13 protein-coding genes are annotated in these 14,486 nt (G+C 39.2%); 8 read left to right on the top strand and 5 right to left on the bottom strand.

Annotated features, from left to right (window positions below; translation table 11 throughout):
* Positions 1-17 precede the first annotated feature (17 nt).
* The 4 genes from K1X82_02315 to K1X82_02300 all read right to left on the bottom strand — a co-directional run bounded on the left by K1X82_02315 (position 18) and on the right by K1X82_02300 (position 3,435).
* On the bottom strand, positions 18-689 hold the full coding sequence (locus tag K1X82_02315; GenBank protein ID MBX7180919.1) for a hemolysin III family protein: 672 nt from the start codon (positions 687-689) through the stop codon (positions 18-20).
* A gap of 58 nt (positions 690-747) precedes the next feature.
* A complete protein-coding gene (locus K1X82_02310) occupies positions 748-1,362 on the bottom strand; it encodes a deoxynucleoside kinase (GenBank protein MBX7180918.1) in 615 nt (204 codons plus the stop codon).
* Between the two features lie 305 nt (positions 1,363-1,667).
* The gene (locus K1X82_02305; GenBank protein ID MBX7180917.1) at positions 1,668-2,342 is read right to left on the bottom strand and encodes a hypothetical protein; all 675 of its coding nucleotides are present in this window, start codon (positions 2,340-2,342) and stop codon (positions 1,668-1,670) included.
* Positions 2,305-3,435: a DNA polymerase III subunit gamma/tau gene (locus K1X82_02300; GenBank protein MBX7180916.1), complete on the bottom strand. Its 1,131-nt coding sequence runs from the start codon at positions 3,433-3,435 to the stop codon at positions 2,305-2,307. The genes K1X82_02305 and K1X82_02300 overlap by 38 nt, the downstream gene beginning before the upstream one ends.
* 118 nt (positions 3,436-3,553) lie before the next feature.
* Here K1X82_02300 and K1X82_02295 point away from each other — a divergent pair, with 118 nt between their 5' ends.
* The 8 genes from K1X82_02295 (at position 3,554) to K1X82_02260 (ending at position 12,267) form a co-directional block, all read left to right on the top strand.
* A complete protein-coding gene (locus tag K1X82_02295) occupies positions 3,554-5,800 on the top strand; it encodes a S8 family peptidase (GenBank protein MBX7180915.1) in 2,247 nt (748 codons plus the stop codon).
* Between the two features lie 497 nt (positions 5,801-6,297).
* A complete protein-coding gene (locus tag K1X82_02290; GenBank protein ID MBX7180914.1) occupies positions 6,298-6,798 on the top strand; it encodes a hypothetical protein in 501 nt (166 codons plus the stop codon).
* Between the two features lie 89 nt (positions 6,799-6,887).
* Positions 6,888-7,250, top strand: coding sequence for a hypothetical protein (locus tag K1X82_02285; GenBank protein MBX7180913.1), 363 nt, complete (start codon positions 6,888-6,890; stop codon positions 7,248-7,250).
* Positions 7,187-7,774, top strand: a complete 588-nt coding sequence (locus tag K1X82_02280; GenBank protein MBX7180912.1) for a hypothetical protein — start codon at positions 7,187-7,189, stop codon at positions 7,772-7,774. Before K1X82_02285 ends, K1X82_02280 begins: the two co-directional genes overlap by 64 nt.
* A 30-nt stretch (positions 7,775-7,804) precedes the next feature.
* On the top strand, positions 7,805-9,259 hold the full coding sequence (locus tag K1X82_02275) for a T9SS type A sorting domain-containing protein (protein ID MBX7180911.1): 1,455 nt from the start codon (positions 7,805-7,807) through the stop codon (positions 9,257-9,259).
* A gap of 80 nt (positions 9,260-9,339) precedes the next feature.
* Positions 9,340-11,097, top strand: a complete 1,758-nt coding sequence (locus tag K1X82_02270) for a S8 family serine peptidase (GenBank protein MBX7180910.1) — start codon at positions 9,340-9,342, stop codon at positions 11,095-11,097.
* 1 nt (position 11,098) lies between these two features.
* On the top strand, positions 11,099-11,545 hold the full coding sequence (locus K1X82_02265) for a hypothetical protein (protein ID MBX7180909.1): 447 nt from the start codon (positions 11,099-11,101) through the stop codon (positions 11,543-11,545).
* Positions 11,546-11,754: 209 nt separating this feature from the next.
* Positions 11,755-12,267 carry a GNAT family N-acetyltransferase gene (locus K1X82_02260; GenBank protein MBX7180908.1) on the top strand — a complete coding sequence of 171 codons (513 nt, stop codon included), beginning with the start codon at positions 11,755-11,757 and terminating at the stop codon, positions 12,265-12,267.
* Positions 12,268-12,956: 689 nt separating this feature from the next.
* Here K1X82_02260 and K1X82_02255 read toward each other — a convergent pair.
* Positions 12,957-14,486: translational GTPase TypA (locus K1X82_02255; GenBank protein MBX7180907.1), on the bottom strand; the 1,530-nt coding region annotated here is incomplete at its 5' end.

Here is a 14,486-nt window from a genome sequence, read left to right as displayed (position 1 = left end):
AGACTGTTTTTCTTAGTTTAGGATTGAATAATGGCATAATTGTAAACGGCGAAAAAATGACAAATGCTTCCGCCTAGAACAAATAGATGCCAAATAAAATGGGTGTATCTCAAGGATTTTAAAGTATAAAATAAAACCCCGGCTAAATAGAGTATTCCGCCAACTTTGATTAGAAACAAACCTTCTGGCTTAATAAATTCAACGGAATACATTTTTGAAAAAACGATATTAGCACCCATTCCTACGTAAATCAGCACGGATAATAGTTTGTATTTTCCGGTTAAGAAGAACTTGAAAATAAAACCAGCTAAACAAATTCCTGCCAAAACAATGGCATATGGATAGCCACCGTCGTTGCGCATATTGGAAAGTAAAAATGGCATGTAAGTACCGGCGATTCCAACAAAAATCATACTATGATCAATTACTCGCATCCAGTATTTTGCCTTGGGATGACTAACTAAGTGGTACACCATTGAAGCCGTGTAAATACAAAAGAATGAAGAGATGTACACAATGTGGCCGGTAGTATGCATGGTATCGTTTACCATGTTGGTTTTATCCAATAGAAAGAAAAAACCAATGACACATAATACCGCTCCAATTCCGTGTGAAATGGAATTAAATACTTCCTCCGATTTTGTTGGTTCTAGCTCATGCGTGAACCAATGTTTGAGCTTCTTGATCATTTTAATAAGCCCTAAAGTAGGAAGTTATTCAATAGTTCCGGGATTTTTAAGGAAAATTCTAAAATAATCCGTGAATTTCAGCATCAATTTTATTGATGATCTCGCCCAAATGTTCCTGGTTTTCAGCAAACTTATTGTTGTCTACATCAATTACCAATAACTTACCCATGCTATAATCATTGATCCATGCCTCGTATCGCTCATTTAGTCTTTTCAAATAATCTAAACGAATTGAATTTTCATAGTCTCTTCCTCTTTTTTGAATTTGACTTACTAAGGTAGGAACTGATGCACGAAGGTAAATCAGTAAGTCCGGAGCTTTTACATACGATGACATGAGTCTGAACAACGAAACGTAATTTTCATAGTCACGGGTGCTCATTAATCCCATGGCATGTAAGTTCGGTGCAAAAATGTTGGCATCTTCATAAATGGTCCTATCTTGAATTACCTTTTTTCCACTGTTGCGTATTTCTTCCACTTGGTAGAAACGACTGTTCAAAAAGTAAATCTGAAGGTTGAACGACCAACGGTGCATGTCGTCATAGAAATCATTCAAATACGGGTTATCATCAGCGTCTTCATACCTTGCTTCCCATCCGTAATGTTTGGCTAACATGCTTGTTAGCGTAGTCTTTCCTGAGCCAATGTTTCCTGCTATAGCAATATGCATCTAAAATATTTTTAAGGGGTACAAAGATGTAAAAAAGTCAATGCAAAAGTGGATTTGGTGAAAACTTATTTCCTCATTTTTCTAACGGGTTTTTAACGTGTATTCGATCGCAATAGGACGACTCGAATAGTTGGAGTTTGATTGCCTATAAAGCCAAAGGTGGAAGTCTATAAACCCTACTGCTGGATTGGAATTCTCTCACCAAGGTTGGGTTTGCCGGAATAAAGATACCCAAACCTCTAATATGTTAGTAAGGCTTTTCGAGTGATTACTAGGTGAGAGGTTGGGTGATTATTCGATTCGAATTAGTATTCAATATCTAAATCCAGTTTGTCTTTCAATTGTTTTAACAACGGATTTTTCTCTGCTAATAATTGGTATTTTTCTTTTGGACTTAATAGCTTCTTTTCCAAGTCGTTTGATTTGGCTACCACTAAACTTAGTTGAAGTTCTTTATTGCCGGTTTTTTGCCTTAAAAAATCCAGCATTTCTTGCTTTTCAGGCAAAATATCTTCTTCCTGGGCACTGTTGTCAAGCCTAAATTCTACCAATTGGTTTTCTTTTAATTCGGGCTTACGTAACAAGGTATTCGCCAAACTAATTCTACCCTTTGTTCGCATACGTTCCGATAAGGCTGTCCAGGCATCTTCCAAACTCAAATTTTCAGAAACTTGGGTTTCTTCTACCTTTTTATCCAGTTTGGGGCTACTTGGGTTGTATCCGGCACCAACATACGATTTTAATGGTTGTAGTTGAGGCTGATAGGCTCCAGGCTTATAATCAGGCCTGTTAAATACCTGGGGCTTAGGTCTTTGGTCTGTAATTCTAGGTGTATTTCCGGTGGCTCCGGGAGATTGGTTTTGTCGCTCGGGTGCCTGAGTTGGAAATAAATAAGTAGGTAAGGGTTCGTCTCCCGAAAGCTGTTGAGGCGAGAGGATTAGGTCAATTTTTTTTTTCGGCGGTCGAAACTTGTTCGCCACCTGCTCCAAAACTGCAAAGTTGCATGAGGGCAAGTTCCACGGTTAATCGCTGGTTCTTGCTGGTTTTATAGGAATAATCGGCTTTGTTGGTAATATCTAAACAACCAACCAAATACCTGGCATTGCACCTTTGACTTTGCTGTAAATACTTTTCTCGTATGTTTTGTCCAACCTCCAATAGTTTCACAGTTTCTTGATCCAAACACACCAATAAATTTCTAATATGACTTCCCAAACCGGTTATAAAACTATGTCCATCAAAACCATTCCGTAAAATTTCATCGAAAATCAACAAGGCGTCCGGAATTTTATGGTCTAAAACTGCATCTACAACCTTAAAATAATAATCGTAATCGAGAATGTTTAAATTTTCGATTACATTTTTATAGGTAAGGTGATTTCCGGCGAAACTAACCAATTGGTCAAACATGGATAAAGAATCACGCATGGCTCCATCGGCCTTTTGAGCAATAATATGCAAGGCGTCTGAATCCGCTTGTATTCCTTCGCTTTGAGCTACATAAGCCAAATGTTTGGCTATGTCCTCAATTCCTATCCGATTGAAATCAAAGATTTGACAACGGCTGAGAATGGTAGGAAGTATTTTATGTTTTTCGGTGGTAGCTAAAATAAATATAGCATGCGACGGAGGCTCTTCCAAGGTTTTCAAAAATGCATTGAACGCACTGTTACTCAACATGTGTACCTCGTCGATTATATACACACTGAATTTTCCTACCTGAGGAGCAAACCTGACTTTTTCAATTAATGCACGAATATCATCCACGGAAGTGTTACTGGCCGCATCCAACTCGTGAATGTTGAAACTATGGTTGTTGTTAAAAGAAGTACAACTTTCACACTGGTTACATGGTTCTGTATCTTCTCCTAATTCAAGACAATTGATTGTTTTGGCCAAAATTCTGGCACAGGTAGTTTTTCCAACTCCTCTTGGACCACAAAACAAAAATGCTTGGGCTAAATGCTTGTTTTTAATAGCATTCTTAAGGGTGTTAGTAATGCTCTGCTGACCAATCACATTCTTAAATGTGGCCGGCCTGTATTTTCTGGCAGAAACTACAAAACTATCCATGCCGCAAATGTAGGATTTTACCGATACCGATTTTTCCTTGTTAAGAAATATTGGATAGTTTTCGTATCAAACTTTCTAAATTCCATTGTACTTCCTAATTTTGAATCGAGTAAATAGTATGAATAGAATAATTATCTCCTTAATGTTGGTTTTGTTTGGACTTGTTTCGTTTTCCCAAACAAAACTTTCTCCTCTCACCAAAACCTGGTTGATGGAGGCTCAAAAACTATCCGATAAGTCCTATCCTGCAGAGTTCCTGTATAAACAAGGTGTCGATGGTGTTTATTATCTGCCAGCCATGGCACTCATTCATGATCCTGCTCCAACAGAATCTTTTTTGAAATCTCTTGGTGTAAAAATTGGTACCAAAGCAGGTAGTGTATGGACCTTGTTAATTCCTGCTAATCGGATGAAGGATTTAATTGTTTCTCAGCAATTGGCCTACCTGCAATTGGATGAACCCATGTTTCCAAATCTTGATAAAGCCAGAAAGGCAACCCGGGTCGATTCGGTCCATCAAGGGATAAACCTTCCTCAAGCATTTACCGGAAAAGGGGTGGTGATGGGAGTAATTGATTTTGGATTTGATTATAACCATCCCAGTTTTTACGATACTTCCGGAACTCAATATCGTATTAAAAAAGTCTGGGAAGTAGGAACCAACGGAACTCCTCCTTCCGGATTTTCTTATGGTCATGAACTAAGCGATTCCTTGCTGATCAAGTCGCAATTAACCGATAATGCTGCTCAAACCCATGGAACCGGTGTTGCCGGAATTGCAGCCGGATCAGGATTTGGTGGGCCGGCAAACGGAAAATACCGTGGAATGGCTTACGAGTCGGATTTGGTTTTAGTTGGGGTTCGTCGCGATTCAATCGGTGATCAATGGCTTTCCAGCGGATTTTCCGATTTCATCGATGGTATTAGTTATCTGTATCAATATGGCCAATCCGTTTCAAAGCCAACCGTTGTCAATATTAGCTGGGGCTCGCAATCAGGCCCCCATAATGGTACTTCCTTGTTTAATCAGGCCTGTGATGCCTTAACCGGTGATGGCAAAGTTTTGGTAATGAGTGCAGGTAACGAAGGGGAAGAACGAATTCACCTTTCCAAAACGTTTTCTGAAAATGATACAGTAGTTCATACTTTTTTAACCTTCACCGATACGTCCTATCAACGAACCTGGGTTGATGCCTGGGGTGAAATCGGAAAGTCGTTTTGCGGTATGGTAACCTTGTACAGCCAAGGCACAGCGCAAGCCTCAACCGGATGGATTTGTATCAATGATTCCAGTTATTCCTTTGACCTGGTTTCTGGCAATGGATTCGATACTTGCAAGGTGGATTTCCTAACTTCTTCCATGGAATTCAATAATCAACCTCGTTTAACGATGCGCATTTTTAACCACAGCACCGATAGTGTAGCCATTTCTTATAAGGCAGATTCCGGTACAATTCACAGTTGGGACGAGTATTATTATTATGGTTATACCCACGGTTTTCAAAGCGAATTTGATAGCTTGGGACAAGCCTGGGCAATAAGTGGCAATACCCAATCAACGGTTAGTGACAACGGTTCGGCCGAATCGGTGTTGATGGTGGGGGCTTTTGCCTCCAAAGTGGCCTTTTCCGATATCAATGGAAATAATTGGACGTATGGAGGCTATGCTCAGCTCAATCGACTGGTTCCATTTTCTTCGCGAGGTCCTTTGGCCGACGGGCGCATAAAACCCGATATTACCGCTCCGGGATTGACTTTGGCAACTGCTATCAGTTCCATGGATACCGCCTACACTCCCACCGGTAGCAATAGTACCCAGGTCGTTTATGCATACAATGATCCCAATACCCAAAAGACCTATTATTATGCAGAGTTTAGCGGTACTTCCGCCTCCAGTCCTGCTGCTGCCGGAATTGCTGCCTTGTTGTTGGAAGCGGATCCAAGTTTGAACCCTCAGCGCCTGAAGGATTCTATTCAGTCCAATGCAATTCAGGAGTATTTTATGGGAAACCTGCCCAATAACAACTGGGGGTATGGTAAAATCAATGCTTACCGGACTCTAAAAGGTTTTTATCCCGGATATTATGCGGGAGTTAGAACGCTTTCTGGCACAGATATGAACCTGGCAATTTTTCCTAATCCAACTTCCGGAAATTCTTTTTTATCCTTTGAAAGTCAAGGTCATAATGCCATTCATTTAAAGCTTTACGATTGTTTAGGAATTTTGCATTGGCAGCGAGAAATTCAGACTGAAAAAGGCTTAAATCGTTTGGAATTGCCTACCGAAACCTTGTCGGGAGGAAGTTATTTTTTACAACTTCATTCTGAATCGGGTAACTGGATGATGAAATTGGTAAAGGAGTAGATTTTTTTGGGGATAATTTGGCGGGTCCCTTCGCATAAAATTTTGTATTTCAGCCCAACATGTATGCGGCTCAGGGCCGGGCTATTCGTTCCAAGTCCTCGCCGCCCGGGCTAGCGCCACGGTCGTCTGTGGGCTTTCCACTGCTATCCCTACCCGGGGCGATGGTGCAAAGGTGGACAGCAGTAACTCTTTCCGGGCAACTTTTTTCGTTTGCAACTAAGTTAAACTAGTAATTTTCAAAGGATTGGTTAAGTGCAACTAATTTACGAGTTATCTGTTTTAATTTGGGTGGATAGGTCATAATTTTATCACATATCTGTTCGAATATTTAAGATAATTAAATTCATTTTTATTATTATTTTTGTTTTAATGAAAATTTCACATATTTGCATACCATTGGTTGGGTAGGAGAGAGATTGGGGGAGGTAGCAGGTAGTTGTGTGTAATGCAAGGACGGTGGATTCTGCATAAAATAACAACAAATAAGATATATGAAAATGAAATTATTAATAATTGTATTTTTCTCGATTGTGACTTTAAACTTAAAAGCACAAGAGGAAGTAATTGAGAAAATTGAGAATAAGACTTGGTTTGAAAATAGTGGATTTGCAGGAACTTCAATTGTTTTTTATAGGACAATAGATGGACTTTTTAAAGCAATTAGACAGATAAATGGTTCGGGAGTTCCTGTTATCGGATCTGAAATTTATGATGTAGAAATAAGGAATGACACTATTTATTTATTTGACGGACTGAATTTAAAGTCAGCGGAAAAAGTTGGAAATTATCGTTATAACTTTGACAATAAGACTGGGTTTATATATAAAAATGAAGTACAATTGAAAATTATGTCTTTAGAATCTATTTTGTTCACTTGGACTGAAAAAAGAAAAGATTTTTTAACTCAGATTGATGTGAAATTGTTGAGAAAAATTTCAATTGGAAAAAATGAGATTTACAATGAATCTGACTTAATTCTGATTCTGAGAGATAAATGAAAAAAGCACTACACACAACACGCGGTATAAAAAATTGCCGGGATAGTAGGTTATTCAAGGGCAGTAGCCCGTTTCAACTTTTGTGTAGCTTGACAGGAAATCGCCCGCAATCGGCAACTTTTCATACCGCCAACCGTTATGCACCGTTAAGCATATCGGCACCATCATCGAGCAGCCATAGTTTTATTAGTATTTATCGTGAAGGCATAAATCAGGAAGAGACAGACTATCCGGCCAAATATATCGACGGCACACTCAGCAATGCCGACGATAGCCGATTATGGGGGCTGCTTCGCTATATTGGAACCAGCACCCCCACCATTACCCTTAACTGGGGCAGCAACAATGCATGTGCCTTAACCGACCCCGCCAATCTCAAATTAGCACAATGGGATTATGCCGCAAGCAAATTCACTACCGTGGAAACGGGGCATATACCTCTTATTCGGTGAGCAACAGCACCAGTTTTGACTATACACATCCCGATTTGCAGATATTTACACTTGGTAACACCAAAAAACTGAGTGCTAATGCCGGAAGCAATGCTGCTATTTGCAGCGGCAGCAGCACGGTACTAAGTGCTTCGGTTACGAATGGCACTTCGCCTTTCTCTTATAGTTGGTCGCCTTCCACAGGGTTGAGTTCGGCTTCTGTTTATAACCCTACGGCTACGCCACCAAGCACCACAAAATATGTGGTTACAGTAACGGATGATAAGGGGTGTGTGGCAACTGAAGGAGTTGGAGTTACGGTAAAACCTTTACCTGTTGTAACAGTAAAATCTACCGGATTAGTTACAGCCTGCAATAATGATTACGAGGCTACACTAACTTCCTCCGAGGGAAGTTCTTATCTTTGGAGTACAAGTGCAACTACCCGTTCAATTGCTGTAACGACAGAAGATGATTATTCTGTAACCGTTACCGATGCCAACGGCTGTGTGAATACTTCGGGAACAATATCGACTTTGAAATAACGATTAACTTATACAAATAAATTAAATGCTATGAAAAAGCTTCTTCAACTTTCTTCATTAACCCTGACAATTGTTTTTTGCTCGATAGACAAATCAACTGCACAGTTCAACATAGAGTTTGAAAAAACATTTGGAGATACTGATGAAGTTTATAAGGGGTTTTGTGCCAGGCAAACACCCGAAGGCGGGTATGTAGAAATTGGCACGCTTTATTTTCCTCATGTACCCGGTGAAATTGGATTGAGGCCCAGGTCTTCAGTGATAATAAAAACTGATTCAGCGGGTAATGAATTGTGGAGGAAAGACTCCGCAGACATTCCCCTCTTGGATTTGGCGGAAACTAAAAGCATAAAGGTAACTCATGACAGTGGGTTCATCATAACTGGAGGTTGGGGCTATGGTATGCCTGATGTGCTTTTATTAAAGACCGACAAAAATGGCAACCATCAATGGTCAAAAAATATCGACAGCCTTGATGGATATGATTCACCACTAGGTTTTTCCTGGGAATCTGGATCTGAAGTTATTCAAGCGTATGATGGAGGCTACATAGTTACGGGAGAGACTTCTTTCCCCGATTTACTATTATTAAAAACGGATTCTGTGGGAAATGTTCAATGGGTAACACTTGATACAATAAACTTAGCTGGAAGAGGGCGTGCACTAATCGAAGCGGAAGATAATACTATTTTGGTATTGGGTTCACGTTCAGACCACGACTGGTATTTGGCCAAATATGACCCAAACGGCAATAAAATATGGGGACGAGCATATAACTGGACACGATACTTAGATGGATATGATGTAAAAATTACACCCGAAGGCCAATACCTTATTTTGGTCTATGGCCAACAACAAACCGTTCCAATAGTTAATATTAATATCCCCCAAGCCACTCTTTTGATTAAGACCGATACGGCAGGGAATGTACTTTGGCAAAAAGAGTTCATTGACTTTGAAGGCCGTGATATGGACATTTCGCATACTAATAATTATGTGATAACAGGTTATGCCCAAGATTCAATCAATGCCGTTGCTGGAGTATGGCTTATGGCTACAGATTCATCTGGCACAACACTCTTTGATACAATTTATGCTGGTTATTCACAGAGTAGTTCCATTCAGACAACTGCTGATAGTGGTTATATAGTTTCAGGCACCAATGCAAATAGCATTTATTTACTTAAAATACAAGGAAACGATAAGGTTACCACGTTAGACAATACTTCTGCCCTCATAAACAAAAATTTATGCATTTATCCCAACCCTTCCTTCGACCATATATATATTCGCTCTGATGTAAAAGAAAACATCGCCTTATACATTTATGATATAACGGGTCAGCACTTTGGTGAGTTTATAATTGCAAGTGGTACCGAGGGATTGTCTATTTCGGTTTCAAATTTCGAAAAGGGGTTATACTTTTTTATTTTGAAGGATAAGTTTAACTCAATTATTGCAACAAATAAAATTCAAATAAATTAACATTTTTACTATGAAAACATATATCCAAATGAATGGAATAATTTTATTAGTGGCAGTATTAATAGGGACTAATGCAGTCAATGCTCAAACTCCGTTCTATTATGCTTATAGCAATTGAATTAGAAGAAATGGACAACAAAGGCATTGTTCGATTTCATCAAGATATTTCTCAGCCATCTGCCAACTCTGTCATACTATCTGCCCTAGAAAGCCCTATGGCTTTTACTTTAGAGCAAATTGACAGTAAAACGTATTTTATTTTAACAGAAGATATTGATCCTTTTATAGAATCACTTAATGAGGAGGCTCAAGTGCATACAATAAATCCTGTGTATACTTCAGGCTCATACGATACGGAAATGGGAGTAACTAATCAAATCGTTGTAAGGTTTTTAACAACTACTGACCAAAATGCGATAGACGAAATAAATACAACTTATGGCGTAAAGATAATCACTATCACATCCACATATTCCTTGCTGAGCATTCCCGATAAAGCTAATGCTCTTGATATAGCAAATGCTTACCAGGAAAGTAATTTGGTAAAGTTCGCTCATCCTGATTTTATATCCCCACTAACATTAACATCATATCCTAATGATACCTACTTTAATAAACAATGGGGATTACATAACACGGGGCAGATTATTAATGATGGGCATTCTGGCACTGCCGATGCCGATGTGGATGCACCTGAGGCTTGGGATATAACGTTGGGAGATGAATCTATTGTTATAGCCATAATCAACCAAGGAGTAACAGATAATCATCCTGATCTGCCTTCAACACGTCAAGTAAGATTACCAGGCAGCAACTTTGCAAATCTTGCAGACCCGGATAACCCGTCGCCCGTTGGAACACAGAATCATGGTAATGCTTGTGCTGGTATTGCAGCAGCTACTCAAAATAATAATGAAGGGGTGTCCGGGATATGCCCAAGTTGTAAAATTATGCCGATTAAGATTAATACAATAGCTCCTTCGACAAGTTCTATTGCCAATGCTATTAATTTTGCTTGGTCACAGGGAGCGGATATACTTTCAATGAGCTTTGCTTTTGGGCAGCCTGACCCAAATTATGCTCCCGTCATTGTTGAGGCCATTAATTATGCAACTACTTATGGTAGAGAAGGTAAGGGTGCAGTAATAGTTGTTGCCGCAGGTAATACGGCAAATTATGAAGCAAATCCACAAAATATTGGTGGTATATTTTTTCCTGCAAATGTTACAAATTCATCTGTTATAACAGTGGGGGCTTCCGATCGGAATGATATGCAAGCTAATTATAGCCCTACCGCAAGTAGCATAATATGGAATGGCTTGGCTAATCAAGTAATAGATGTGGTAGCCCCTTCTCATAAGGCATATTCTTGTCAAATATCAGACGAAAGCTATGATATTTGGACTATAGATATTCCGGGGGATGATGGTTATAATAAATGGTATTCAAATACAGGAGATTGCGGAGTTAATCAAGGGGGTACAATCCCTTTATTCAATGAACAGCTACCTTCTACAGGAACAAACTATAATGCTTATACTGGTAGAATGGGGGGGACTTCAGCCGCTGCACCTTTGGTTGCGGGTATAGCAGGGTTAGTTCTTTCAGTCAATTCCTGCTTAACTGCACAAGAAGTCTTTGACATTATAACTACAACTTCAGATCAAATAGGAGGTTATACCTATACAGATAATGTAAGTAATGAAGTAGGTTGGGGTAGGGTAAATGCTTTTAGTGCAGTTACTGCAGCAAGTGAAATGCCAATGTGGGCAGACCTCTATTCGAAGAATAATGTAATTGATTTTCAAACATTTAAAAAAAGTCAGTCAGAATTATAGAATGAAGAACATCTTAGTAGCCATTGCACTTTTTTCACTAATAAGCTGCAGAACAATACAAAATTCTATCAATGACAGTATGCAAACGATGGCCTTGGCAATATTTCCAGACTCATGCGAAATACAATTGATTGTTGATGTAAGCAAATATAGTTTACTCCACTCTTCCCTTCCAGACAGTATAGCTATTAGACAGATTCTCCTGGAAATAGCCACTCCTTGCCAACAAACTATTAAAAATATTAAGACTATAATATACAACAAGGATTCAATGGACATCTCCTTGACCAAAATATTTATGGATACTACTCTGCAATCACAGCAAATGAAAAAAGGTTATAGATTAATATTTAGTGAGGATTCTCTTCGAAATATGCGATTGCTTCACTTCAAATCACCACATTATCACTCTGAATTATTTCCATTTCAGAAAATTAACTACCGCTAACATATAAGGGCCTAACCGAAGTGCAGCGCAGCGGAACTATTCTCACGACTTTAGGAGTAATTCCCCATTTTCCCGACAGAAAATAATTTCTTCTGCTTACGAAATTTTAGGGTAAATTTGAATATCAATACCAGTATTCATGTTATTGATTTTCAAACATTAAAAAAAAACCTTAGTCAGAAGCTTAAAAGCAAGCGACACAGAAAGAAATGAACGAGATTCAAAATATAGAAACTGAAAGAACGATAATGCGTAAACTTACAAAAGATGACGCATCCGATTTCTATAACTTAAATCTTGACGAAGAAGTATTAAAATTCACAGGAGACAAACCCTTTCATAACATACAAGCTTCAATTGACTTTTTAACCAACTACGACCAATATGAAAAATATGGGGTTGGACGACTCGCTGTTATTGACAAAGCAACTACAAAATTTATTGGTTGGTGCGGACTAAAATATAGCCAAGATAAAAACGAATATGATATTGGATTTAGATTTAAGAGAAACTATTGGAATAAAGGTTTTGCTACTGAAACTGCAAAAAAATGTCTTGACTTTGGTTTTACAGAACTTGGAATTGAAAAAGTAGTTGGACGAGCAATGAAAGAAAATATTGCTTCAATCAAAGTTCTTGAAAAAATAGGTATGAGATTTAAAGAAAACTTTGATTTTGATGGACAAGAAGGAGTAATTTACGAACTGACAAAAAATAAATAAAAAGCTGAACCGATAACAAGGGGCAAAAGCCATAAGCGATTTTGTGCTTCGAAATCACATTTTTCGGTAGCCTAAGTTATGTGCTTCGAAATCACTTTTATCTGTATATTCGCTTATGGCCCCTGCCCTGGGAACGTTAGCAGTCAGGCAAAAATCCCATGACTATGCAAAACTCAAATGTTAGTGTAAAAACAATCAGGTGACAAAATAACAGTCAATAAATAGAATTTAGAAATGAAAAAGTATCTGATAGCCACGTATTTAGTCATATTCTGTTTGACAGCATGTAAAAAGAATGAAGTTGGTCCTGTCGGATCTCCAAAAACTTGAACTATTTAAAGGGTAGCCTTTCTTTCTTTTCTATTTTTTCAGATTCTCCCGGAGCAAACGCGCTAAATAGTATTTAAAAGTCTCTCCAATCTAAAATTATAGAATATTATCAGCCGGGAAAAGGTCTTTATTCTCCTTTTGCTTTTACCATGCGCTTGTTTATTTCATTTGCGAACTGCTCAGATCTTGCACCTTCGGGCAACGATAGAGGCAAGTAGCCCACAGGCACACGCGGCGCTAGCCAAGTGGGCCGAGGACTACAGCCGAAAGCGTGACCCGAACGCCCATTACGGAAACGTTTGAATCACGCTATCAACTGAGGTAGGGCGGAGGGGGCCCGCACCTAAAAATTAAAAATATTAAATAGCTGCCATAGCATTTTTGCGACGTTTACGCTCGTTTTCATCGAGGTAAATTTTGCGCATACGAATGCTTTGAGGCGTCAATTCCACATATTCATCTTCCTGAATGTATTCCATGGCTTGCTCCAGAGAGAAATTCAATTTAGGGGCAATTCTCATTTTGTCATCGCTACCGGAAGCACGCATATTGGTAAGCTTTTTCTCTTTGGTAACACTCACAATCAAATCGTCGGGACGGATGTGTTCGCCTAGAATTTGACCTCCGTAAACCGGTTCACCCGGGTCAACAAAGAAGGTTCCGCGATCTTGCAAGGCGTCAATAGAGTAGGGGATAGCAGTACCTTGTTCTTTAGAAATCAAAACGCCTGCAATACGTCCGGGGATGCTACCTTTCCAAGGTTCGTAACTTTTAAAGCGATGGGCCATAATAGCTTCACCTGCAGTGGCAGTTAACAAGTTGTTTCTCAAACCTATAAGTCCGCGAGAAGGGATTTCGAATTCCAAATGCAACAAATCGCCTTTGGGTTCCATAATTTTCATTTCACCTTTCTTTTGGCTAACCAATTCAATTACCTTACCTGAAACATTTTCCGGACAATCTACGGTTAAGATTTCGACCGGTTCGCATTTCATATCGTTAATTTCTTTGATAATTACGCGAGGTTGGCCAACTTGAAGTTCGTACCCTTCACGGCGCATGGTTTCAATCAATACAGATAGATGTAAAACACCGCGGCCGTAAACCAGAAAAGAGTCGGCGCTGTCTGTTTCTTCCACTCTCAAGGCCAGGTTTTTTTCGGTTTCCTTCATGAGGCGATCACGAAGGTGACGGCTGGTAACGAATTTACCTTCTTTTCCAAAGAAAGGAGAGTTGTTAATAGTAAACAACATGCTCATGGTAGGCTCGTCCACGCTGATTGGTTTCAATCCTTCCGGATTTTCGAAATCGGCAATGGTATCACCAATTTCAAAATTTTCAATACCTGTTAAGGCACAAATATCTCCGGCATGCACTTCTGAAACCTTTTCTTTACCGAGTCCTTCAAAAAGGAAAAGTTCTTTAATTCTGGATTTTACAATGCTTCCATCTCTTTTAACTAATGAAACAGGAGCATTTTCTTTTAAGGTTCCGCGGGTTAAACGTCCTACCGCAATACGGCCGGTATAGGCAGAGTAGTCGATGGAGGTAATTTGTAATTGAGGAGTACCTGCAGAAACCATAGGAGCAGGAATGTGTTTAATGATAGCATCCAACAATGGGGTGATATCGTTGGAAGGAGTTTTCCATTCCGTATTCATCCAACCTTGTTTGGAAGAACCATATAAAGTTGGGAAGTCTAATTGCTCTTCGGTGGCATCGAGATTGAAGAATAATTCAAACACATTGTCATGAACTTCATCCGGACGGCAGTTTGGTTTGTCAACTTTGTTAATTACCACAATAGCTTTAAGTCCATGCGCGATAGCTTTTTGAAGAACGAAACGGGTTTGAGGCATAGGACCTTCAAAGGCGTCAACTAATAATAA

This window comes from Bacteroidia bacterium (assembly GCA_019695265.1).
Lineage (GTDB): Bacteria > Bacteroidota > Bacteroidia > JAIBAJ01 > JAIBAJ01 > JAIBAJ01.
Note: the sequence above shows the minus strand (reverse complement) of the source record. Positions and strands in the feature narration are given on the sequence as shown.

Bases quoted from the DNA above. Each gene is read 5' to 3' on its own strand.
- K1X82_02260 (MBX7180908.1), top strand. From the start codon at position 11,755: ATGAACGAGATTCAAAATATAGAAACTGAAAGAACGATAATGCGTAAA.
- K1X82_02290 (MBX7180914.1), top strand. From the start codon at position 6,298: ATGAAATTATTAATAATTGTATTTTTCTCGATTGTGACTTTAAACTTA.
- K1X82_02295 (MBX7180915.1), top strand. From the start codon at position 3,554: ATGAATAGAATAATTATCTCCTTAATGTTGGTTTTGTTTGGACTTGTT.
- K1X82_02265 (MBX7180909.1), top strand. From the start codon at position 11,099: ATGAAGAACATCTTAGTAGCCATTGCACTTTTTTCACTAATAAGCTGC.
- K1X82_02315 (MBX7180919.1), bottom strand. From the start codon at position 689: ATGATCAAGAAGCTCAAACATTGGTTCACGCATGAGCTAGAACCAACA.
- K1X82_02310 (MBX7180918.1), bottom strand. From the start codon at position 1,362: ATGCATATTGCTATAGCAGGAAACATTGGCTCAGGAAAGACTACGCTA.
- K1X82_02280 (MBX7180912.1), top strand. From the start codon at position 7,187: ATGGGATTATGCCGCAAGCAAATTCACTACCGTGGAAACGGGGCATAT.
- K1X82_02275 (MBX7180911.1), top strand. From the start codon at position 7,805: ATGAAAAAGCTTCTTCAACTTTCTTCATTAACCCTGACAATTGTTTTT.
- K1X82_02300 (MBX7180916.1), bottom strand. From the start codon at position 3,435: ATGGATAGTTTTGTAGTTTCTGCCAGAAAATACAGGCCGGCCACATTT.
- K1X82_02270 (MBX7180910.1), top strand. From the start codon at position 9,340: ATGCTCAAACTCCGTTCTATTATGCTTATAGCAATTGAATTAGAAGAA.